Raw genomic sequence first — 20276 nt, forward strand, 5'->3', positions numbered from 1 at the left:
CGCGGGCTACGGTGGAGATCGTGATCGAACTCGTCTCCGAGCCGGTGTCCTCGACCGAGGATTCGGCGGCCTGCGAGCCCTTGGCCCACGGCGAAGGAATAGCCCCGCACTTCCACGACTTCGGTCAGCTCAGGTACGCCGCCTCCGGAGCGCTGGTCACCACGACCGATGCCGGCACGTGGGTGGCGCCGGCGAACCGCATCACGTGGGTGCCGCCGTTTTCCGTGCACAGCAGCCGTTCCCACGGCGAGACCGACGTCCGGCTGCTCCGGGTTCCGGCCGCGCTGGCGGAGCGGCTGCCGGCGGAGCCCTCGGTGTTCGTGGCCAGTCCGCTGATGCGCGAGGCGTACCTGGCGAAGATGAGCGAACCGGCCGACAGCCCCCGCGGGCGGCTGCTGCTCGAGGTCGTCATCTCGGAACTCGCCCGCGTCCCGCGGGAACCGCTGCGCCTCCCGGAGCCGGGGGACCGCCGCCTCAAGGCCGTCACCGACCTGCTGCACGCCGACCCGGCCAGCCCGGCGACGCTGGCGGAGCTGGGGCACCGGACCGGTTCGAGTGAACGCACCCTCAGCCGGCTGTTCGGCAGCGAGCTGTCGATGAGCTTTCACCAGTGGCGCACGCTGTTGCGCGTGCAGCGGGCGCTGCTCGAGCTCGGCCGGGGCACCTCGGTCACCGACACGGCGATCCGGCTGGGCTGGGCGAACCCGAGCAGCTTCATCGAAGCGTTCACCGACCTCGTCGGCCAGACACCCGGCCGCTACCGCGCCGCTCGGTCAGGGGGATTCCGGTACCAAGGCGGGTAGCGCGTCGAGGCTGTGGCGCACGGCTTCGGCGCCGTAGGCGAACATCTGCCGCTCGTAGTCACCGACCGCGCCGAGCAGGTCCTGACGACCCTCGGCGGCCTCGGTCAGGCAGCGGCGCAGCAGATCGGCGTCGCGCAGGGCTGTGTTCGCGCCGTTGCCGCCGGTCGGGGAGGTGGCGTGGATCGCGTCGCCGAGGAGCGTGACCGGACCCGGCGCCCAGCGCTCGCGGGGCTCGACCACGCGGATGCTCAGGAGGGTGCTGTTGTCCGGGTCGGCCTGGGCGACGAGCGCCCGCAGGTCGGGGTGCCAGCCCCGCATCCGGGACAGCGCGGCCTCCTGCGGGGTCGAAGCGCCGGGCGAGCCGTCGGGCGGGAGGATCATGGCCCAGCGCACGTAGTCGCGGACATCGGGGAGCGTCACTTCGGGGGCCAGTTCCTCGGCCGCTTCCTTCGGCGGGACGCGGAACCGCATCGCCCCGAGCAGCAGGCTCACCCCGTCCCCGGCGATCTTCCCGCCGTACGCGGGGGACAGCCCGGCGAACTCCCCGGTCAACGGGGTGCGGCCGATGACGAACCGGACGCCGGTGTCGGCCGGGGTGGTCCGCGGCGACAGCACCGAGCGGACCGCGGAGCCGACCCCGTCCGCCCCGACGAGCAGATCGGCGGTGGCCGGGCCGCGGTGCGCGAACCGGGCTTCGACCTGGCCGTCGTCCAGCACGTCGTAGCCGGTCAGCGCGGCGCCGGTGTGCACGTTCAGGCCGGTCAGCAGCAGGTGCCGGAGCACGTGCCGGTCGACCACGAGCCCGCTCCTGGCCGGGCCGAGCTCGCCGATCCGGGTGAGCTGTGGATCCAGGACCAGCCGCTCGACGGAGGTGTCGTCGACGATCGCGTCCAGCAGCGGGTGCCAGCGCGAGGGCAGACAGGCGCGCAGTGCCGCGAACCCCGCCGGGTTCAGGACGAGCCGGTAGCCCTGGAACCGCGCGGTGATCGCCGGGTCCCGCTCGTACACGTCGGCCTCGATCCCGGCGCCACGCAGGCCCTGGGCCAGGCACAGACCTCCCAGGCCGGCTCCGGCGATCGAGACTCGCACCGCGTACCTCCAGGCTTTCGAACTTAGTTCGGTCGTGACGAACTAAGTTCTACGGGACGAACTTAGTTCGTGTCAAGCTATAGTGACCGGCGTGCCTTCCGATCCCCGACAGCGCCGAGCAGCCCGTCACGCCGGCGAGTCGTCGCCCCCGCGCAAGCAACCCATCACCGTCGACCGGATCACCGACGCCGCGCTTCAGGTGGTGGCCACCGAGGGCTACGAGGCGTTGACCATCCGCCGGATCGCCGCGGTGCTCGGCGCCGGGCCGTCGTCGCTGTACGCGCACATCCTCAACAAGGAGGACATCGACGATCTCCTGGTCGGCCGGCTCTGCTCCGAGATCGTGCTGCCCGAACCGGACGAGACCAGGTGGCGCAAGCAGATCCTCGACGTCTACACGCAGATCCGGGACCAGTACCTGAGGTATCCCGGAGTCTCCCGTGCGGCGCTGGGGACGGTTCCCGCCAACCTCGACGCGCTGCGGGTGCGTGAAGGACTTTTGGCGATCCTGCTCGCCGGGGGAATCGAACCGCGGACCGCCGCCTGGGCCCTCGACGCCCTGTCCCTTTACGTCAGTGCCTACGCGCTGGAACAGTCGCTGGTCCAGCAGCGGCGGAAACAGCCCGATCAGGAATGGGTCGTCAGCCGAGACGAGCTGCTCCGCCGTTTCTCCGCGCTGCCTGCTGACGAGTTCCCGCAGACCCGGCGCTATGCCGCCGAGTTGACGTCCGGCACCGGACACGACCGGTTCGAGTTCGCCCTCGGCCTGATCATGGACAGCCTCGAGAATTGAGACATCCATCCCGTTGCGGGATGCGGCGCTTCATGGCCTGTGCGGGCGGAGTTGGCCCGCTGTCGGGCTGTGACCTGCGGCGGTCGTCGTCGAGGGCGGAAGCTCACCGCTCATTCGGTTTCCTCGTTGCGCGAAAGGGAATTTTATGGCTCCCGCAGGGGGTGGATAGCTTCCGATTCATGGAATGGAGCTTTCAATCAGCCGAAGAACTCGTCGCCGCATTACGCGCCGGTGAGGTGACATCCGGTGAACTGACCGACGAGGCGATCGCCCGGATCGAACGCGACGACGACGTGGTCAACGCGATCTGCGTGCCGGACTTCGACCGTGCGCGGGCCGCCGCACAGAATGCCGACCAAGCACGCGCCCGTGGTGAGGACCGGCCGCTGCTCGGCGTTCCGGTGACGGTCAAGGAGTCCTACGACGTCGCCGGGCTGCCCACGACGTGGGGCATGCCGGCGCACCGGGACTTCAGGCCGGCGGAGGACGCGGTCCAGGTGTCGCGGCTCAAGGCCGCGGGCGCGGTGGTGCTCGGCAAGACGAATGTGCCATTGGGGCTGCAGGACATCCAGAGTTTCAACGAGATCTACGGCACCACCACCAACCCGTGGGATCCCGCTCGCACGTCGGGCGGGTCCTCGGGCGGGTCGGCGGCGGCCCTGGCGTCCGGGTTCGGCGCGCTGTCCATCGGTTCCGACATCGCGGGTTCGCTGCGCACGCCGGCGCATTTCTGCGGCGTCTACGCGCACAAGCCGACGCTCGGGCTGGCGGCGAGCCGCGGCATGGTCGCGCCGTCCGAGCCGGCGTTGCCGGTCGAGCTGGACCTGGCCGTGGTCGGGCCGATGGCGCGCACCGCCCGCGATCTCACGCTGCTGCTCGACGTCATGGCCGGACCGGACCCGCTGACGTTCGGCGTGGCGCACCGGCTGGCACTGCCGCCCGCGCGCCACGAGCGGCTCCGCGACTTCCGGGTCCTGGTCCTCGACGAGCATCCGCTCCTGCCGACCGGGTCCGCCGTGCGGGCGGGCGTGGACCGGGTGGCGGCCGCGCTCGCCGACGGCGGCGCCCGCGTCGAACGGCACAGTCCGCTGCTGCCGGACCTGACCGAGACGGCGACGCTCTACATGCAGTTGCTGATTTCGGGCTCGGTAGCGCGGTTTCCCCTCGATGCGTCCGAGCTGCGGATCCGCGCGGACGACCGGAGCCTCGACGCCGTACGGCTGCGCGCGCTGCAGTTCAGCCACCGCGACTGGCTGGAGGCGAACAGCCACCGCGAGCGCCACCGCCAAGGCTGGCGGCGGCTGTTCGCCGAGTTCGACGCGGTGGTGTGCCCGATCACGCCGACGCCCGCCTTCCCGCACGACCACCACCCGAACCCCCTGGAACGGCACATCGACATAGATGGCACCGAGTACCCGTACTTCGACCAGCTCGTCTGGGCGGGGTTGGCCACCATGCCCGGCCTGCCCGCCACGGCGGCACCCGCGGGCCGGTCTCCCGAGGGCCTGCCGGTCGGAGTGCAGCTGATCGGCCCGGCGTTCGAGGACCGCACGCCGCTCAGGCTGGCCGAACTGCTGGAGCAGAAAATCGGCAGCTTCCAGGCACCGAAGTAGGCCCGTCTGGCCGGGCGTTTTACTCGACGGTCGGGCCGATTCGGAGGACGATCTTGCCCCCGGGCCGCTGCGACTGGCTCAATTCGATGGCCTCACGCCAGTCGGCGAGCGGAATGAGGCGGGCGATGGGGATGCCGAAGCGACCCTCGGCGGCGAGCTGCGCGCACTCCCCGACGACCTCGTAGCGGTGGCCGAGCGGTCCTTCGGTGAACGCGTCGCGAGCGCCGAGTTCCCGGGCGGCGGCGAGGTTGCTGATGGTCAGGACGTGCCGGGGGTCGGTGACCGTGCGGACGAGTTCGGGGATCGTGGCTTCGTCGGGTGGTGAGACGTCGAGGACGGCGTCGACGGGCCCGCTCGCCAGTTCGCGTATCCGTTCCGCCATGCCCTCGCCGTAGGCGGTGACCTCGGCTCCGGTGGCACGCAGGGCCTCGGCGTGGGTGGGGCCCGCGGTGGTGATCACCCGCGCGCCGGCTCTGCGGGCGAGTTGCACGGCGGCGAAGCCGGTGGTGGCGCCGCCTCCGCTGACGAGCAGCGTCGTGCCGGCGGTGATGCCGAGCAGGTCCAGGCCGAGCTGGGCGGTGTCCACGGCCATGGGCAGCGCGACGGCGGCAGCCGGTTCGAGTGCGGGTGGCCGCGGGAACCAGCTGTCGAGCACCGCGTGGTCGGAGGCGCCTGCGGTCGGCCCGGTGAACGGGGCGGGACCGAACACCGCGTCCCCGAGCCGGACACCGGTCACGTCCTCGCCGACTGCGTCGACCGTGCCGGCGACCTCGAGCCCGACCCCGCGGGGCAGCTCGCCGGGGTAGAGACCCCGGCACAGGGCCAAGTCGGCGGGGTTGATCGTGCAGACCTCGACGGCGATCCGGACCTGTCCGGGGGCCGGTTGTGGCGGTTCGGCGTCCTCGAGCCGCAGGACGTCGAGGGGTTCACCGGTGTGGTGGAAACGCAGGGTGCGCATGGCGATCTCCTGGCTGCGAGCCGGGGCAATGACAGCAGATGCTGTCGTCACTCGACGGTAGCACAGTGATGACAGCATCTGCTGTCGCTATGCTGGGACCATGGCTCGCTGGGAAGGCAACACCCGAGAGCGGCTCGAGCGCGCCGCGTTGGAGCTGTTCCGTGATCAGGGCTACGACCGCACGACGGTCGCGCAGATCACCAAGCACGCCGGGCTCACCGAGCGATCGTTCTACCGCTGGTTCACCGACAAGCGGGAGGTGCTGTTCGCCGGAGACGAGCTGCAGGCCTGCCTGGAAGCGGGCATCGAAGGGGTGCCCGCCGGAACCGGCGCGCTGGCGACGTTGATGGCCGCGTTCACCGCCGTACCCGAAGTGCTGCGTCCGCGCGAACTGCTGATCGAGCTGCGCGCCGTCATCGCGGCCAACCCGCCGTTGCGGGAACGCAGCCTGATCAAGGAAGCGATGCTGTCCGAGGTGACGACCGCCGCGCTGCGCCGCCGTGGCCACGACGACCAAACCGCGCGGCTGGCCACGGCTCTCGGCATGGCGATCCTGGGGTCGGCGACCAGGCGATGGGTGCTCGGCGAACAGGCCGACTTCGCCGCGCTGCTGGCCGACAGCGCAGCGGACCTGCTTGCCGTCGCCGCCGACCTGCCACCCGCCCCAACAGCCACGCGCCGGGCGAAACGAGGTAGCCGGAGCGGGGCGGCATCACCCTGATCGGACGCCCGCTCATTGGAACGTGAGTGCATCTCGGCAACAGTGGGATCAGTGCGGGGGAATCCCTTTGCTCGGTGTGATGCAGGCTGTTCCAGCGTCACGGCCGGGTATTGCGCCGACGCCCGACAAAAGGAACGAACCTGGCGATGCGTTCCGCGTGTCCACCTTCCGGCCACCACGTCGTGACCGCAGCGCCGGCTGTGCAGAGTGGACTCTCGCGTGGTGTACATCACGCGGCTGAACAATTCGGCTGTCGGCGCGTCGTAGGAAGGGCCCGGCTCCCCTCGAAAGCGAAAGCGCGCCAAAGAAAGGTCGCTCGGCCATGAACGACGAGCTTCACCCCGCGAACCACCGTGCCCGGTACTCCCTGGCGATCGCCGCACCGGACGAAGTCCGCGAAGTCCAGCTGCTGCGCCGGCACGTCTTCACCGCGGAGTTCGGCTCTCAGCTGCCCACCCTGGTCGATGAGCTCGACGCCGACGAGTTCGACGAGCACTGCGACCACTTGGTCGTGCGCGAAAATTCGAGCCGGGCAATCGTCGCGACATACCGCATGATGACACCAGGGTGCGCGAGCATAGTGGGGAGCCGGTTCGGGGATCGCGTTTTCGACCTCGGGTCGCTGCGCCACATCGCTGCCGACCTGGTGGAAACCGGTCGCTCGTGCGTTCATCCGGACCATCGCAACGGCGCAGTCATCTCTCTGATCTGGGGCGGCATCGGCCAGTACCTGAGCAAAACCGGGTACCGTCACCTGGGTGGTTCCGCTTGGGTGTCCCTGGAGGACAACGGGGACGCCGCCGCCGGAATCTGGGAAGCCGTCCGGGACAAGTATCTCGCTCCGCGAGAGTTCCGCGTCGTTCCCCGCGTCCCACTGCTGAGCGGTAATGCCGAGCCAGGCAAGCGTGTTGTCGTACCCCCGTTGCTCCGGGGCTACTTGAGGCTGGGCAGCTGGATCTGCGGAGAACCGGCGTATGATCCGGACGCCAAGGTGGCCTCCTTCTACGTGCTGCTTTCTCTCGAACACATGAATGCGCGATACCGTCGGCATTTTTTCGAAAATCCCGGTCTGGTGCGTGACCACTGACCCGGCTACCACCCTCGGCCGCTGGAGCGCTGCGGCACGTCCATATTGCTCCGTTTAGGTGATGTCGGCGAAAAGAAGTGTCACTAGGCGCGCCTGGTACGACCAATCAGAGGGGGAGACGAGGAGAATCGAAATGTCTGACCCCGGGCGCGACGCGACCGTCGGCAATGCAAGCAGTTCTCAGCAGTGGGTTCCGCGACCTCCGCTGCGGCAAGCCCGCGGTGGGTTGGAGGTCGTCACGATCGACGGGAAAATACTCGCAATCGGAGGATTCAAAGGGGAGGATGTATTCCCCGACGTGGAGGTCCGGCGCACGATGGGCCACGGGTCGTGGAGCAATCTGCATCCGATGAAAGTCGGCCGGGCCAACTTCGCTGCCGCAGTCGTGCGTGGGCGTGTCTACGCGGTCGGTGGGATTGATGTCCACAGTAATGGTCGCGATGTCGTCGAAGTGTTCGACATGGCAAAAAACCACTGGGCGACGAGCGTGCCTCTTCCGCTGCCGAGGGATAGTGCGGGAGCGGCGGAATTGCACGGCTTGCTTTACGTGGCGGGCGGTTCGGTCACGCTCGGCGATAACAAATTCGAGACCACCGATTCGGTGCTCGTCTTCAACCCGGACGACGGGTCGTGGCGTCCTGTTGCGCCTTTGCGCGTCCCCCGTCAGAAACTTCGTGTCGTGACGTCGGGCCGTCATCTGTACGCCATCGGGGGGCAGGCGCCCACGGGGGAGACAGTGACCACGGTTGAACGCTACGACCCGGAATCCGGAAGCTGGACGACCATGAACCCGATGCATGAATCCCGTGCACTTTTCGGTGTTGTGCAGACCACCGTCGGGCATCGGCGCCTCCTGGTTGTGGTCGGCGGAAGCGAAGTCGGTGTTGGAGAAACCACCAGCGTTGCGCGACGCACAACCGAAGTCTTCGACATCGAAAGCGGTAGTTGGAGACTCCTCGGCGTGCTCCTTCCGACAAAGCGTGGCTCGAACGAGTGCGCTGTGGAGGAAGGCGGGAGCATTGTCACCATCGGCGGCGTCACCAGTCTTGACGGAAAGCCGAAGTTCCTGTCGGATGTCGACGCACTGCATCTAACGCCTCACCATTGGCCCGGCCGATGATGTCGTTCCTGGGTGGGCGGAACCGTGAAGGCTGCGTTTCGCCTGTGGGGTGTGGAAAAGTGGACAGCGCCGCTTCGACTTGGCAGTGTTGAGCCTCTCCGGCGTCAGGGTGTCGGGCTGGCAGCCGCCGCCGAACTCCTCCGGTCACGTCGGGGACGCTGGGCCATCGCCTTCCTCGAGGAGAACGCACCGGCAGCACGTTTCTGGCGGCAGGTGGCGACCGAGGTCGTCGGTGAGCGCTGGACTCAGGAACTTCGCCGCCATCCGGACGGTGTTCATACCTTTACTTTCCTCCATGCCGATGTCGACCAGGACGGGCGCGTCCTGCACTGACCGCATCCGCCGATGCCGGCCGCACGCTCGTCGGCGGGACCGGACGCAAGCGAGCGATCAGGACGGCTCGTCCGCGAGCTGTTCGCGAAGACAGGATGCCGCCGTCACGGCCGTGGGCGCTGTTTGACCCCGGCCGCAAGCAAGTCGACCACTTCGGCGATCCGGGCCGCGCGGAGGTCCGGGCGGCGGGTCGTTGCCTCGATCCAGCGGAGGTAGGCCTTGCGGTAGAACTGCGCCAGCGTGTCGAAGAATGCCGCGGCGGCGGGGTTGTCGGCCAGTGCCGCGGCGATGTCGTCGGCCAGGTCTTCGCGTTGGGGACCTTCCGGGGCCAGCTCGACGGTCACCTCGTCACCGATCGTCACGCCGGTGTCGCGCAGCCACATCGGCGTGACCGTCAACAGCCATTCGCTGTCGGCCCGCGACAGCCTCCCGCGGACCCGCCTGCCCTCGATCGCGCCGCCCACGGGATGGTCGGCCTTGGCGCCCCACTTCTCGTCCGGGTCGAACGGCACGGCGATGACCGCGCGGCCGCGCGGACCGGCGGCGATCACGGCGCGGAACTGCTGCGGGCTCACGTCCGCGATCGTCGCACGGTTTCCGTGGTCGTAGAAGGGCACCCGCGACTCCGGCGCCCTTGCTCACCGCGGCTCGCCGAACCAATGCCCGAGCGCCGGTTCGAGGCCGGCCGGGTTGCCGGCCCAGCACACGTAACCGTCCGGCCGGATGAGCATCGGCTCCGTACCGGCGCCCTGGCCCGCGCGGTCGATGCGATCCGATCTGCCGGCGGCGACCTCGGCGAACCTGGCGGCCGGGTCGATCAGCAAGCCGCGGCCGGAACGCAGCAGCTCGTGCGACCGGACCGGGCCGAGATCCAGGTCCGGCGCGGGTAGGCCGACGAGCGGGTGGGCTTCAGCGTCCGGCATGGGATAACGAATGCCCATCCCGGACAACGTGTCGTCGAGGTGGTACTGCACGTCCCGTAGCTGCGCCAGCGCCGTGAACAGGTCCTTGACGGCCGCCGTGTCCGGGTCGCGGGTGCCCTGCTGGTCCATCAGCAGGCTCTGCGCCTGGACGTTGCGCAGCACAGCGGCCGCGACCGGATGACGCTCGCTGTGGTAGGTGTCGAGCAGGTGCTCCGGCGCCCAGCCGTGCACCGCGGCACCGAGTTTCCACCCGAGGTTGAGCGCGTCCTGGATCCCGGTGTTCATGCCCTGCGCGCCGATCGGCAGGTGGACGTGGGCGGCGTCGCCGGCCAGGAACACCCGCCCGTGCCGGTACCGCGCGGCCTGCCGGGCCGCGTTGGTGATGCGGCGCGCGTAACGCAGTTCGAGCAGCTCCACCCGCGAACCGAAGACGGCGCGCAGCCCGTCGCGGATCTCGTCCTCGGTGACCGGGACCTCTCGGGGCTTCGACCGGCCGGGCCCGCCCAGCGAGAGCCGGCGCAGCGGCCTGCCCCGCGGATCGGTGCCGAGCGGGAACATCAGCGCCCAAGCCCCGTCCTCGCTCCGGGTGTGCGTCACCGCCTGGTCGTCGCCGCTCACCCGCACGTCGGCGGCGACCACGGTCGTCGTGCCCGGTCGGCCGGGAAATTCAGCCCCCAGCAGGGACCGCACGGTGCTGCGCCCGCCGTCGGCCGCCACCAGGTAGCGGGAGCGGACGGCTCCGCCGTTCGCGAAGGTCGCGGTGACGCCGTCCTCGTCCTGGGCGAGGCCGGTCAGTTCGTGGCTGCGCCGCACGGGGATGCCTTGGGAGGCAAGGTGCTGCTCGAGAGATCCTTCGATCACCACCTGCGGGATGGACCGCCACGGGTGGCGGTGCCGGTCCCGGGTGAGCGGGAGCGTGACACCGGCGAAGTGGGCGGTGCCGGTCGGGTGATTTCCGGTGGCCAGCAACGGTTCCAGCAAGCCGCGCTGGTCGAACGCCTCCTGCGTCCGCGACTGCACGCCGCCCGCCTTCGACAGCATGCTGCGCTGCGCCAGCTTGTCGGCCACGACGACCGAGACCCCCGCCAGCCGCAGCTCGTTGGCCAGTGTCATCCCGGTCGGGCCCGCGCCGACGACGAGCACATCGGTGTCCATGAGTTCTCCCTCGGTGGTGTGTCGATCAAGACGAGAGCAACGCTCGCTTCGCCAACGCAAGTGCGCCAGAAACGAGAGCTACCGCGTCGGTATCCGACATTGACTACGCTCACAAGGGTGGAATCCGACTACGACGAGCTGGATCGCCGGCTCGTGCACGCCTTGCAGATCGACGGCCGGGCGCCGTTCAGCGCGATCGCCGAGGTCCTCGGCGTGTCGGATCGCACCATTGCCCGCCGGTACGCCCGGCTGCGGTCGGCGGGGGCGGTGCGGGTGCTCGGCGGCGTCGACCCGACCGCGCTGGGCGCGGTGCTGTGGTTCCTGCGGGTCCGTTGCGCGCCCGCCGCGTCGGTCCCGGTCGCCGAGGCGCTGGCCCGGCGCCCCGACACGTCCTGGGTGAGCATCACCTCCGGCGGCACCGAGATCACGTGCACGGTCCGCACCGAAAGCGAGGGCGACAGCGAAGCGCTGCTGCTGGCCAAACTTCCCCGCACCCCCCGCGTGGAGGGCGTGACCGCGCATTCGGTGCTGCACGCGTTCTACGGCGGCCCGGACAGCCTGGTCGCCAAACTCGGGTCGCTGGACGAGGAGCAGCGGGGGCGGCTGCGCCCGGCCCCGCTGCCGCACCGGCCGGGACCGGTGCGGCTCGACGACGGAGACCGCAAGCTCCTCGCCGCGCTGGCCACCGACGGCCGGGCCGAGCTCGAGCGGCTGGCCACGGTGACCGGCTGGTCCCCGACGACGGTCCGGCGCCGGATGACCGAACTACGCGAACGCGGGGTGCTGTACCTGGACATCGACATCGACCCGGGCCTGTTCGGTGTCGGCCCCCGAACCATGCTGTGGCTCTCGGTCGCCCCCGCGCACCTGGAAGAGACGGGCGCGGCACTGGCCGGGCATCCGGAGATCGCGTTCGCCGCCGCCACGACCGGGCCGACGAACCTGTACGCGAGCGTGGCGTGCGCGGACCAACGGGCGCTGTACCGGTACTTGACCACCCGGGTGGCGATGCTGCCCGCCATCACCCACATCGAGACCGCACCGGTGATCAGGACCGTCAAGCGGGCCGCGAACCGAACGTAGCGACTGTCCCGTTGCGGTTCAGCCGAGATCTTGAGGATGCAGGACGATGCGCCCGTGGGTCTTGCGGCCGGCCAAGGCCTGATAGGCGTCGCGCACGGCGGTGAGCGGGTACGTTGCGGCGATGGGGATGTGCAGGTCACCGGTTGCGGCGAGGGCGGCCAGTTCGGCCAGGGCCGGGAGGCCGCCGGCATCGGTGGTCCCGAGAGATTTGACGCCCTTCTCTTTCGCTCCGCGGTAGTCGACGACGGTGTCGATGCGGTCTTTCGGAACGCCGAGGTTGATGGCGAGGTCGATGTAGCCGCCACCGACGGTGTCGATGAAGGCATCGGCTCGGCCGGTCGTGGCGAGGATCCGTTCCCGTTCGCCGTCGCCGTACCGGACGGGCTGGATGCCATGGTGGCGGAGCAGGTCGAAATGTGCCTCGCTCGTCAGGCCGATCACCGTCGCTCCGGCACGGAGTGCGAGCTGGGCGGCGGTGAATCCGACGCCGCCCGATGCGCCCGAGATCACGATGGTCTCGCCCGGCCGGGGTTCAACCGCACGGATGGCACCGAGACCCGCCATCGGTGTGGTGTGGAGCGAACCCGCGACGTCCCAGGAGAGGGCTCGCGGCTTCCGCACCAGCTGGTCTGCGGGGATGGCGACGAGCTGGGCGTGGGCATCCCAGCTCTGGAGCCTGCCCAACACCGCGTCACCGACGGTGAAACCGGGCACGTCGGCGCCGACCGTCACGACTTCACCGGCGAGGTCGCGGCCCGGCGTGTACGAACTGCCGTGCAGCGCTGACAGCGCCCCGGGGTTGAGTGCACCGGCCTCGACTCGCACGACCACGTCGCCCGGACCGGCCACGGGCTCGGGGAGGTCCGCGAGGTAGATCCCGTCGATGCCCGAAAAACGGTCGTAGCGCACTGCTTTCATCATGTCTCCCAGTTCCGGATCGCGCGAGAGCTCAGGTACGGCGCAGGAGCGGTAAGAGGATGTCGTCGACGAGATGCTCGACGAAGGCGGCGTCGCACGGCTCGCCCACGACGACGATGCGATGCACGATCAGCGCCGGAGCGACCTCGGCGAAGAGTGTTGCCGCGCCGGGTGCCAGTCGCTCGGCCGCGTGGCGGACAAGTCCGTCCGTCATCGCGGTCTCGTCCCGCCGCAGGATTCGCCGCATCGCCTGGGCGAGGCGCGCGTCGGTGCGCATGCCGGCGAACACGGCCCCGAGCAGACCCACGTCCTGTTCGGAGATGCTCCGCGCGAGCCATGCCGCCACGGAATGCACGACTTCCCGGAGGCTCCCTCCCTCGGGCGGCGGGGGCTTCGGGGGTGCGCGGTGCTCGACCGCAGCGGCGACCAGCGCCGCCTTGTCGGGGTACCGGCGGTAGATCGTCGTCTTCGCTGCCCCGGAACGCCCGGCCACCGCCTCCATCGAGAGCTGCTCGTATCCCACTTCGGTCAGCAGCGCCAGGGTCGCTTCCAGAATGGCCAGGTCACGGCTGGAATCGCGCGGCCGTCCCATCACCGAGGGCTGAGTCATGCCACTGGACTTCGAAGTCGCCACCCCGCACCGCACTTCCGCTACGCTACCGTGTCGTATCGAAAGTACCTTGGGCGGATCCACCGTGCAAGCGCGTCTCCATGTGGGTCGGACTCAGCGCTGAGGTGCGGTCCGGGCCCAGCTGTTGGTGCTGAGCGAGGACCAGTTCGATCCCGGCGATGATCTGCTCCAAGCCTCCGGGCGCGTAGCCGTTGAGGACGTGCGTTTCCCGGGTGGTCGTGAAGGCGTGATCGGTGCCGCGAGGTATCCAGATCGAGTCTCCTGCCGTAGTCGTGACGTGGCGTTCCCCCAGTTGCATGTCCATCGCGCCGCTGAAGACGAAGAACCACTCGTCGACGTTGTGGACGTGCACGACGAAGCCGTCTCGGTCCGGGAAAACGGTGGTGGAATTGGGGTTCTTGCCGGGTGAGGACATCGATCTTCCTTGGGTCATTCCCGGTGGTTGCGGGCGTAGGCGTCTCGGACGGCGTCGGCCAGGTTGGTGGGCGGCCAGCCCAGCACGTGGGCCAGGTCTTGGCTGTCGGTCCGCAGGTCGCCGTGGGCGATGGAGGTGAACGGCGGCCCGCCGAGTTCGTAGGTCTGCGCGCTTTCGCTGTCCTGCGAACAAGATGACCGCGCCGGCTTCGGCGTAGTCCTGGCGAGTCGCCGCCGAGAGGGCGCCCGTGCCGGTGGCCCCGACGATTTCGCCGCGCTCCAGGTACGACCGCAGCTGATCGGTGTAGTTCTCGGTGTACCAGCCGTTGCGCAGCGAGACGAACGGCACGGCCGCGGCACGCAAAACCGCTTCGGTGTCCGGGTGCTCCCCGGCCAGCGGATTGGTGGTGTCGTCGACGTTGAGCATGCTCGTGTAGACGATGCGCGAGACACCGGTCTTCTCGGCGGCTCCGATCACGTTGGTGTGGTGCGCCACCCGCCGGCCCGCTCGCTGCTGGACACCAGCAGCAGGCGATCCACGCCGGCCAGCGCGGCGGTCTGCGCAACGGGGTCGCCGTAGTCCGCCGCCCGCACCTGCACGCCGAGCGCTCCGGATCCTCCGGTGACGCCATAGACGGTCATGCTGATTCCTTCCCCGCATCGAGCCGGCTCTGGGAGAACGCCGAGGCGTTGTCACGGACGAACTGTTCGAACGTGCGCGCCGGCCGGCCGAGGATCGAGGGCACGTCGTCGGTGACCCAATCGGAGTCGCCCTCGGCGAACAAGGTGATGGCCTGGGTGTTCATCTCGGCGATGCGCTCCGGAACGCCGGCCTCGACCATGGCCTGTTTCTGTTCGGAGTAGGTCAACGGGTGGAAGGTGATGGGCCGGCCGAGCACCGTCGAGAACACCGCAGCCGCGTCCGGGTAGGAGAGGCTCTCCGGGCCGGTCGGCCAATACGTCTTGCCGGAATGCTCCGCAGGTGCAGCAGCGATCGCCGCGGCGACAGCGGCGACGTCGCGGGTGTCGATCATGCCGATGCGACCGTCGCCGGCGGCGGACCCGAAGCTGTTCGTCCCGGCGATAGAGGGGGCTGACATGAGGAAGTTCTGCATGTAGGCGTTGTTTCTCAGCAGCGTGTACCCGAGCCCGCTGGCGATCAGGCCGTTCTCGATCTCGGCCTGGTCGCGCCGCCGCGCGATGGGAGAGTCGGCGGAGGCCTTGCTGGTGATCTTCACGACGTGCCCGACGCCGGCCCGGGCAGCGCTGGTGACCACGTTCAGCTCCTCGGCGGGAAGAGCCGGGCTGACGAGAACCACGGCCGAGACGCCTTGCATCGCCGCGTCGACGGTTGCCGGAACTCGCAGATCACCGATGACGACCTCGGCTCCGGACTGGGCGAGAGACTCCGCTTTCGCCGGGTGGCGGACCAGGATGCGCACCGGTTTCCCTTCTCCGGCGAGCACTCTCGCTGTCTCCGCACCCACTTTTCCTGCTGTCGTCACGAGGATCATCGCGCTGTTTCCTTCCGGTTGGGACGAGGGGAGCCCGAAGGCTCGGGACGTCGGCCGCGGCTCGCCAGGCGGCGAGTGCCGAGCTTCCTCGGTGGAGTGTACTCCAAATTTAGAGTTGCCTCCAAGTTAGTCTGGAGTCGAGTCTATGTCTGGAGCCGACGTCAAACTTGGAGTGGTGCTGCTACCGTGTCGGAGTGGCCACCACCGGTTTGCGCGATCTGAAGAAGGCGCGCACGCGTCGGCTCATCGCCGAGACCGCCGCCCGCCTGTTCGCCGAGCGCGGTTACGAGCGCGTCGCGGTCAGCGATGTGGCGCGGGAAGCCGAGGTCGCCGAGCAAACCGTCTACAACTACTTCCCGACCAAGGACAAATTGGTCACTGATCGGGAGCAGCAGATCCAGGACCGGCTGTGCGACCTGATCCGCTCTCGGCCGCCGGCCGTCAGTCCGGCCGCCGCGATCCGCGACTTCGTCCTCGACGAGACCCTCGCCGGAATTCCCGCCATCCCGCCGGAGATCTGGCGCGGCGAACTCGGCTACCTGGCCGCCATCAGCCCGACCGTGCACCGGCTGATGCTGGAGTTGACCGACCGCCAAGCCACCGCCCTGGCCGCGGCCATCAGCGACACCACCGCCGTGACGCCGGAAGTCGCCAGACTCCAAGGCATCGCGCTCGCCGCGGTGTTCCAGATCATCATCAGCGACGCCGGTCGCCGCACCAGTGAAGGCCGCAGCCAGGCCGAGATCGCCCGCGAACTGCGCCCGATGGTGGAAAACCTCCTCGACGAACTCGACCGCTGGCTCAGCGTCACGTAACCCTCGGCACGCCGGAGTGAGCACCCGCGTGCAGGGCCGGCTTTCATCGGGGCGCCGCGCTTCACCGAGTGCGAACACAGTACTGCCCGGTTCGGGTCTGCCAAGCTGGCCGAATGAATCAGACGCTGCAGTTGGCGGTCGCGCAGAGCACGGTGCCTGAGGATCCGGCGGATCGGGACGCTCTTCGTGCGAGCGGAGCTGAGATCCGTGCTTTGATGCAGGAGGCGAGTGCTGCGGATGCCCGGCTTGTGCAGTTCCCGGAGGGCGCGATTACGTATCCCAACAAGTACGCGGTGTCCAGCGGCGGCATGGAGGAGTTGGCCGAGGCGGATTGGTCGCGTGCCGCTTGGGATGTCATGCGAGAAGAGGTCCAGGCCATCGCGGATCTCGCGGGTGAACTCGGCATCTGGACGGTGTTCGGCTCGCTCCACCGGTTGTCCGGGGCGAACCGTCCGCACAACAGCTTGTACGTGGTCTCCGATCAAGGTGAGCTGGTCGGCCGCTATGACAAGCGGTACCTGTCGCACACCGAGATCAGCTACCTGTACACGCCGGGAGTGGCGCCGCTGGTGTTCGAGGTCGACGGTTTCCGGTTCGGTTGCGTGCTCTGCATCGAGGTCAACTTCCCCGAACTGTTCGCCGAGTACGAACGCCTGGACGTCGACTGCGTGCTGGCATCGGTGATGGTCGATGACGCGCCGAGGTCGGTCGTGGCCCAGGCGTACGGGACGCTCTACAACTACTGGGTCGGCTACTCCGTCCCGGCTCAGTTCAGTGCGACGGCTCCGGCCGGCATCGTCGCGCCCGGCGGTCGGTGGATCGGACGCTCTCACGGCGACGGGCGGCCTGGCCTCGCCGTCGCGAAGCTCGATCGTGCCGCGCCGGACGCCGACATCGACGTGGCCATCCGGCTCGCACGGCCCTGGCGCCGCACGGTGGGAGCGAGTCTCTACGAACACCGCGTCGTGCACGGAGACCCGCGAAGCAACACCCGCACCGCATTTTGACGGGTCCCTTCGGCCGGCTGTTCTCACCCGGCGTAGTGGGCCTGGCTCAGTGCGAGGAGTTTCTGCTGGGTGGCGGGGTCGTGGGATGCCGGTGGTGTGCTTGATTCCGTGTCACGGTCGAAGTAGCGGCCGGTGACGCCGGCCATGGTGGGGTCGGTCGCGATGCGTGTCGCGCTCGTCGCTCCTTGGGTGGGGGTGAGCAGGCTGCGGCGGATCAGTGTGCGTAGGGGGCGTAGCAGTGGGGGCACGAGGTCGTCGATGATGCCGGTGGCGACGATCCCCGGGTGCAGAGCGTTGACGGTCACTCCGTCGGCGGCGAGGTCGCGAGCGAGGGCGTAGCCGGCGGTGACGGTCATGAGCTTGGCGCGTGCGTAGGCCTCGAACGGCGCGAACCCGGCAGCGGAATTGAGTTCCGCGAGGTCATCGATGCCGGCCAGGTCGAGGGTCGCCGGCCGGGGCTTGCCTGCGAGCTTGATCTGCCGGGTGTCGTTGAGGGTGTCGCTGGCGACGTTCACCACGCGGGCCCGGCCGCGTCGCAGCGGCACGTCCAGCAGGGTGGTGAGACCGTAGGCGGCGAGGTAGTCGAGGGCGATGTGCATCTCGATGCCGTCGGCCGAGACACGGTGTTCGGAGAAGTGCGCGCCGGCGTTGTTGATGAGGATGTGGATCCGGTCGTGACGGTCGAGGATGGTCTTCGCCGCGGTCACGACGTCCGCGCGCCGGGACAGGTCTCCGGGGATGACGTCGAGCCGGTTCGCTGCCGGTGAGCCGATGCGTGCGCGCAGAGCGTCCGCACGAGCGGGATCGCGGGCGACGGTGATCACGTGTGCGCCTGCGCGGATGAGGTCGGCGGCGATGATCCGGCCCATGCCGCCGGTCGCGCCGGTGACGACGGCGACTTTCCGCGTCAGGTCGGGGATGGCGGCGCTCATCGGATGATCCGCGGGTAGGCGTGGGCGTATTTCGGAGTTTCGGCCTCGTCGAGCAGGAACGCGGCGAGATCGGCGCGTCCGATGGAGTTCCACAGCCGGATCGGCAGGTCGGTGCCGGCCCGGTACTTCCCGATCTCGTCGTGGTCCGACAGCTTCGGCGGCCGCACGATCGTCCAGTTCAGACCGGAAGCGGTGATGAGCGGCTCCATCGTCTCCTTGTCGCGCATCCGCTCGGCCACCTTCGCCCACACCGCCAAGGAGTACAACGACTTGTCGTGCGTCTCCAGCACGCCGTGCGCGCTGATGGCGATCAGGCGGGAGACCCCAGCTTCCTTCATCGCTGTGACCGCGGAGCGGATGCCCTCGGTGCAGACCGTCGTCGGGCCCTTGCCGGCTCCGCCCAGCGCGCTGATCACCACGCTCGTGCCCGGCAGGGCACGCGTGAGGGCCGAGACGTCGGTGACCTCGGGCCAGGTCACCTCGTCGAGCCCTTCCCTCGGGGCGAACGTTCCCGCTCTGCGGACCGGTGCGACCACGTGGTGCCCGCGCTGAAGCGCCGTGGACACCACGTGACGTCCGGTGGCACCGCTCGCCCCGAGGACCGCCACAGTCATCTGTGAAACAATATGTCTCATACTTTAAGGATGCTCACTCGCTGTACTGCGAGTCAAGTTGTCTCATAAGATTGGTTCGTGACCAGTGAGACAGACCCCGATTCCTGCGAAGCCGCGAAGCGATCTTGAACACCGCCCGTGAGCTGCCGCTGGAAAGTGGCCCGACCGCGGTGACGCATGCGCAGGTCGCCGACCGCGCGGGAGTGGGACGCGCGACGGTCTACCGCCACTGGCCCCAGGCCGAGCCTCTCCTCGCGCTCGACGACGTACGCGCCGTGTCCACGACCCTGGCCAACACCGCCCTGTGGGACGAGACCATCGACGCCCGCCGCGCGCAGTTCGCCGGCATCCTCGCCGACCGGCTCGCAGCCGCCCTCGACGACGCCCAAGCACGCGGCGAAATCACCCTCGCGCTCCCCAGCCGGAACGCCGCCGCCATGGCCATTGGGCCGATGTACTACCGCAGCACCATCGAGCACGCTCCGACCGACTCCACCCTCATCGAAGCCGTCGTCGCCGCCTTGGGTACCTGGTCCACCGAGCGGTGAGCTTCCCGGAACGGACTCGGCACGCTCACCTCGGCATGACAGTGAGTTCCATCGCTCCGCGCCGACCCGCCGGCCGTGAACGCACCGACCGCCCACCACGCGGAGCGGACGGCGGAGGCGTGTCGCTCTTGTGCCTTCGGCTCGCTGCGTGGACCTCGTCTACTCCGTGAACATGGTCAGCGACCGAAGTCGGTCGAAGCGCCGGGCGGCCAGGTCTTCGTGGCGGATCAGGAAGCGGCCGACGTGTACCTGATCCTCCGACTGGAACTGGGCCAGCGGTATCCACTCGCTCATCAGCCGGGTCGTCTCCTCCTCCACGAGCCGGTCGCGGTTCGGCACGTCGTGCGCGATCGAGTCCTCCGCCATGCCGTACTCGGCGTTTTCGCCGATGCCCAACTCCATCGAATAGCCGCCGAGGTAGAGGTCGGCGCCCGTCGTCACCTGCGGCCAGAGCTCCTCGAACAAGGTGCGGAGATCTTCGAGGTGGGCGGTGTCGCCGACCTGCAGCTGGACGACGTCCGACTCGAACTCGAGGTTCCCGGGTTCGTCGAACCAGCCCGGCATCTCCGGCTGGACCAGAGCGACAAGGTCGGACTGCGGCCGGAGGAAACCCGATTCGAACCAGTCGTCGTCGTGGGGTGGTGGCTGTTGCACCTGCACGGTGGCGGTGCCGGCCGGAATGTGGAGGACCCGTGCGAACTCGTGCTCGTCGTGCGCGTGCAGAGCGTGCTCGTGTGCCAAGAAGAACAGCAGCGACCCGTCCGCCGGGAGCTCGAGGCCGTCGGCCCGCGGCAGCTTCGCGCAGTCGAGCGAGGCGATGAACGGAAGCGGCAACCGGCCCAGGCCGCTGATGTCGGCGTACGGCCATTCCGTGCCGACCGGCAGGCTGGGCAGCCCGCCGTTCTGTCCGACCACGCCACCGTGCCGCTCGGCCGATCCGATGCCGTACCGGTTGGCAGTGCACACCCAGATCGCCACCCGGAGAAAGCGGCCGATCCGGTCGGCCGCTTCGGTCGGGATGCCGCGCTCGATCGCCGTACTCCGAAGCTGTTCGAGATGGTTCATGGCGGAGCACTCTCGCACATCGCCGGTGATCATCCGACCACTGAGTTCTGTATCCCCAGACCGGACTCGCGATGACCGCGCCCGCTCATCGGCACGAGCGAGCGGAGCACACGGGCGAATCCGGTCGCTGCGGCCGAGGC

At 69.1% G+C, this 20276-nt stretch carries 23 protein-coding genes; 11 read left to right on the forward strand and 12 right to left on the reverse strand.

Annotated elements, in window-relative coordinates:
• Positions 1-20: 20 nt before the first annotated feature.
• Positions 21-803: a helix-turn-helix transcriptional regulator gene (locus tag AB0M83_RS07570; RefSeq protein WP_364513960.1), complete on the forward strand. Its 783-nt coding sequence runs from the start codon at positions 21-23 to the stop codon at positions 801-803.
• Here AB0M83_RS07570 and AB0M83_RS07575 read toward each other — a convergent pair.
• A complete protein-coding gene (locus AB0M83_RS07575) occupies positions 774-1892 on the reverse strand; it encodes an NAD(P)/FAD-dependent oxidoreductase (protein WP_364513963.1) in 1119 nt (372 codons plus the stop codon). The genes AB0M83_RS07570 and AB0M83_RS07575 overlap by 30 nt on opposite strands.
• An 82-nt stretch (positions 1893-1974) precedes the next feature.
• Between AB0M83_RS07575 and AB0M83_RS07580 the strand changes: the two genes are divergently transcribed.
• Together AB0M83_RS07580 and AB0M83_RS07585 are read left to right on the forward strand one after the other, a co-directional pair.
• Positions 1975-2685, forward strand: a complete 711-nt coding sequence (locus AB0M83_RS07580; protein WP_364513966.1) for a TetR/AcrR family transcriptional regulator — start codon at positions 1975-1977, stop codon at positions 2683-2685.
• A gap of 179 nt (positions 2686-2864) precedes the next feature.
• Entirely contained in the window at positions 2865-4298 is a 1434-nt protein-coding gene (locus tag AB0M83_RS07585) for an amidase (RefSeq protein WP_364513969.1), read from the forward strand.
• Between the two features lie 19 nt (positions 4299-4317).
• Here AB0M83_RS07585 and AB0M83_RS07590 read toward each other — a convergent pair whose 3' ends face one another.
• Positions 4318-5256, reverse strand: a complete 939-nt coding sequence (locus AB0M83_RS07590) for an NADP-dependent oxidoreductase (RefSeq protein WP_364513977.1) — start codon at positions 5254-5256, stop codon at positions 4318-4320.
• A 100-nt stretch (positions 5257-5356) separates the two neighbouring features.
• On the opposite strand from AB0M83_RS07590, the gene AB0M83_RS07595 reads away from it, so the two are divergent.
• From AB0M83_RS07595 to AB0M83_RS07610, 4 genes are all read left to right on the forward strand, one after another.
• A complete protein-coding gene (locus AB0M83_RS07595) occupies positions 5357-5977 on the forward strand; it encodes a helix-turn-helix domain-containing protein (RefSeq protein ID WP_364513980.1) in 621 nt (206 codons plus the stop codon).
• Positions 5978-6299: 322 nt separating this feature from the next.
• Positions 6300-7064, forward strand: a complete 765-nt coding sequence (locus AB0M83_RS07600) for a GNAT family N-acyltransferase (protein ID WP_364513982.1) — start codon at positions 6300-6302, stop codon at positions 7062-7064.
• Between the two features lie 133 nt (positions 7065-7197).
• Positions 7198-8184 (forward strand): hypothetical protein, encoded by a 987-nt coding sequence (locus tag AB0M83_RS07605; RefSeq protein ID WP_364513985.1) that lies wholly within the window; start codon positions 7198-7200, stop codon positions 8182-8184.
• A gap of 12 nt (positions 8185-8196) precedes the next feature.
• Entirely contained in the window at positions 8197-8517 is a 321-nt protein-coding gene (locus tag AB0M83_RS07610; protein ID WP_364513988.1) for a hypothetical protein, read from the forward strand.
• 104 nt (positions 8518-8621) lie between these two features.
• Here the strand turns inward: AB0M83_RS07610 and AB0M83_RS07615 are convergent, their stop codons facing one another.
• Positions 8622-9092 carry a YdeI/OmpD-associated family protein gene (locus tag AB0M83_RS07615; protein WP_364513990.1) on the reverse strand — a complete coding sequence of 157 codons (471 nt, stop codon included), beginning with the start codon at positions 9090-9092 and terminating at the stop codon, positions 8622-8624.
• A gap of 63 nt (positions 9093-9155) precedes the next feature.
• Positions 9156-10595, reverse strand: a complete 1440-nt coding sequence (locus tag AB0M83_RS07620; protein ID WP_364513993.1) for an FAD-dependent monooxygenase — start codon at positions 10593-10595, stop codon at positions 9156-9158.
• Between the two features lie 117 nt (positions 10596-10712).
• On the opposite strand from AB0M83_RS07620, the gene AB0M83_RS07625 reads away from it, so the two are divergent.
• Entirely contained in the window at positions 10713-11678 is a 966-nt protein-coding gene (locus tag AB0M83_RS07625) for an Lrp/AsnC family transcriptional regulator (protein WP_364513996.1), read from the forward strand.
• Positions 11679-11696: 18 nt separating this feature from the next.
• Here AB0M83_RS07625 and AB0M83_RS07630 read toward each other — a convergent pair whose 3' ends face one another.
• Genes AB0M83_RS07630 through AB0M83_RS07650 form a run of 5 tightly spaced genes read right to left on the reverse strand, consistent with a single transcriptional unit; the run spans position 11697 to position 15155 of the window.
• Positions 11697-12596: an NADP-dependent oxidoreductase gene (locus AB0M83_RS07630; protein ID WP_364513999.1), complete on the reverse strand. Its 900-nt coding sequence runs from the start codon at positions 12594-12596 to the stop codon at positions 11697-11699.
• A gap of 31 nt (positions 12597-12627) precedes the next feature.
• The gene (locus AB0M83_RS07635; protein WP_364514002.1) at positions 12628-13230 is read right to left on the reverse strand and encodes a TetR/AcrR family transcriptional regulator; all 603 of its coding nucleotides are present in this window, start codon (positions 13228-13230) and stop codon (positions 12628-12630) included.
• Between the two features lie 22 nt (positions 13231-13252).
• Positions 13253-14137, reverse strand: coding sequence for a cupin domain-containing protein (locus tag AB0M83_RS07640; RefSeq protein ID WP_364514005.1), 885 nt, complete (start codon positions 14135-14137; stop codon positions 13253-13255).
• Positions 14116-14283 carry a hypothetical protein gene (locus AB0M83_RS07645; protein ID WP_364514008.1) on the reverse strand — a complete coding sequence of 56 codons (168 nt, stop codon included), beginning with the start codon at positions 14281-14283 and terminating at the stop codon, positions 14116-14118. Before AB0M83_RS07645 ends, AB0M83_RS07640 begins: the two co-directional genes overlap by 22 nt.
• On the reverse strand, positions 14280-15155 hold the full coding sequence (locus AB0M83_RS07650) for an NmrA family NAD(P)-binding protein (RefSeq protein WP_364514011.1): 876 nt from the start codon (positions 15153-15155) through the stop codon (positions 14280-14282). Before AB0M83_RS07650 ends, AB0M83_RS07645 begins: the two co-directional genes overlap by 4 nt.
• A 194-nt stretch (positions 15156-15349) precedes the next feature.
• Here AB0M83_RS07650 and AB0M83_RS07655 point away from each other — a divergent pair, with 194 nt between their 5' ends.
• A complete protein-coding gene (locus AB0M83_RS07655) occupies positions 15350-15970 on the forward strand; it encodes a helix-turn-helix domain-containing protein (protein ID WP_364514014.1) in 621 nt (206 codons plus the stop codon).
• A 113-nt stretch (positions 15971-16083) separates the two neighbouring features.
• Complete coding sequence (locus tag AB0M83_RS07660) at positions 16084-16977, forward strand: carbon-nitrogen hydrolase family protein (RefSeq protein WP_364514017.1); 894 nt, start codon at positions 16084-16086, stop codon at positions 16975-16977.
• Positions 16978-17000: 23 nt separating this feature from the next.
• Here the strand turns inward: AB0M83_RS07660 and AB0M83_RS07665 are convergent, their stop codons facing one another.
• Together AB0M83_RS07665 and AB0M83_RS07670 are read right to left on the reverse strand one after the other, a co-directional pair.
• On the reverse strand, positions 17001-17909 hold the full coding sequence (locus tag AB0M83_RS07665; RefSeq protein WP_364514020.1) for an SDR family NAD(P)-dependent oxidoreductase: 909 nt from the start codon (positions 17907-17909) through the stop codon (positions 17001-17003).
• Positions 17906-18523, reverse strand: a complete 618-nt coding sequence (locus AB0M83_RS07670) for an NAD(P)H-binding protein (RefSeq protein ID WP_364514023.1) — start codon at positions 18521-18523, stop codon at positions 17906-17908. The genes AB0M83_RS07665 and AB0M83_RS07670 overlap by 4 nt, the downstream gene beginning before the upstream one ends.
• 125 nt (positions 18524-18648) lie before the next feature.
• On the opposite strand from AB0M83_RS07670, the gene AB0M83_RS07675 reads away from it, so the two are divergent.
• Entirely contained in the window at positions 18649-19071 is a 423-nt protein-coding gene (locus tag AB0M83_RS07675; RefSeq protein WP_364514026.1) for a TetR/AcrR family transcriptional regulator, read from the forward strand.
• A gap of 159 nt (positions 19072-19230) precedes the next feature.
• Here AB0M83_RS07675 and AB0M83_RS07680 read toward each other — a convergent pair whose 3' ends face one another.
• Positions 19231-20136 carry a DUF1963 domain-containing protein gene (locus AB0M83_RS07680; protein WP_364514029.1) on the reverse strand — a complete coding sequence of 302 codons (906 nt, stop codon included), beginning with the start codon at positions 20134-20136 and terminating at the stop codon, positions 19231-19233.
• Positions 20137-20276: the final 140 nt, after the last annotated feature.

The sequence above is a fragment of the Amycolatopsis sp. NPDC051106 genome, from assembly GCF_040682775.1.
Lineage (GTDB): Bacteria > Actinomycetota > Actinomycetes > Mycobacteriales > Pseudonocardiaceae > Amycolatopsis.

Excerpts from the sequence above, each read along its gene's own strand:
- AB0M83_RS07630 (WP_364513999.1), bottom strand. The coding sequence starts at position 12,596 with ATGAAAGCAGTGCGCTACGACCGTTTTTCGGGCATCGACGGGATCTAC.
- AB0M83_RS07600 (WP_364513982.1), top strand. The coding sequence starts at position 6,300 with ATGAACGACGAGCTTCACCCCGCGAACCACCGTGCCCGGTACTCCCTG.
- AB0M83_RS07605 (WP_364513985.1), top strand. The coding sequence starts at position 7,198 with ATGTCTGACCCCGGGCGCGACGCGACCGTCGGCAATGCAAGCAGTTCT.
- AB0M83_RS07660 (WP_364514017.1), top strand. The coding sequence starts at position 16,084 with ATGAATCAGACGCTGCAGTTGGCGGTCGCGCAGAGCACGGTGCCTGAG.
- AB0M83_RS07595 (WP_364513980.1), top strand. The coding sequence starts at position 5,357 with ATGGCTCGCTGGGAAGGCAACACCCGAGAGCGGCTCGAGCGCGCCGCG.
- AB0M83_RS07670 (WP_364514023.1), bottom strand. The coding sequence starts at position 18,523 with ATGACTGTGGCGGTCCTCGGGGCGAGCGGTGCCACCGGACGTCACGTG.
- AB0M83_RS07650 (WP_364514011.1), bottom strand. The coding sequence starts at position 15,155 with ATGATCCTCGTGACGACAGCAGGAAAAGTGGGTGCGGAGACAGCGAGA.
- AB0M83_RS07620 (WP_364513993.1), bottom strand. The coding sequence starts at position 10,595 with ATGGACACCGATGTGCTCGTCGTCGGCGCGGGCCCGACCGGGATGACA.
- AB0M83_RS07665 (WP_364514020.1), bottom strand. The coding sequence starts at position 17,909 with ATGAGCGCCGCCATCCCCGACCTGACGCGGAAAGTCGCCGTCGTCACC.
- AB0M83_RS07590 (WP_364513977.1), bottom strand. The coding sequence starts at position 5,256 with ATGCGCACCCTGCGTTTCCACCACACCGGTGAACCCCTCGACGTCCTG.
- AB0M83_RS07585 (WP_364513969.1), top strand. The coding sequence starts at position 2,865 with ATGGAATGGAGCTTTCAATCAGCCGAAGAACTCGTCGCCGCATTACGC.
- AB0M83_RS07645 (WP_364514008.1), bottom strand. The coding sequence starts at position 14,283 with ATGACCGTCTATGGCGTCACCGGAGGATCCGGAGCGCTCGGCGTGCAG.
- AB0M83_RS07680 (WP_364514029.1), bottom strand. The coding sequence starts at position 20,136 with ATGAACCATCTCGAACAGCTTCGGAGTACGGCGATCGAGCGCGGCATC.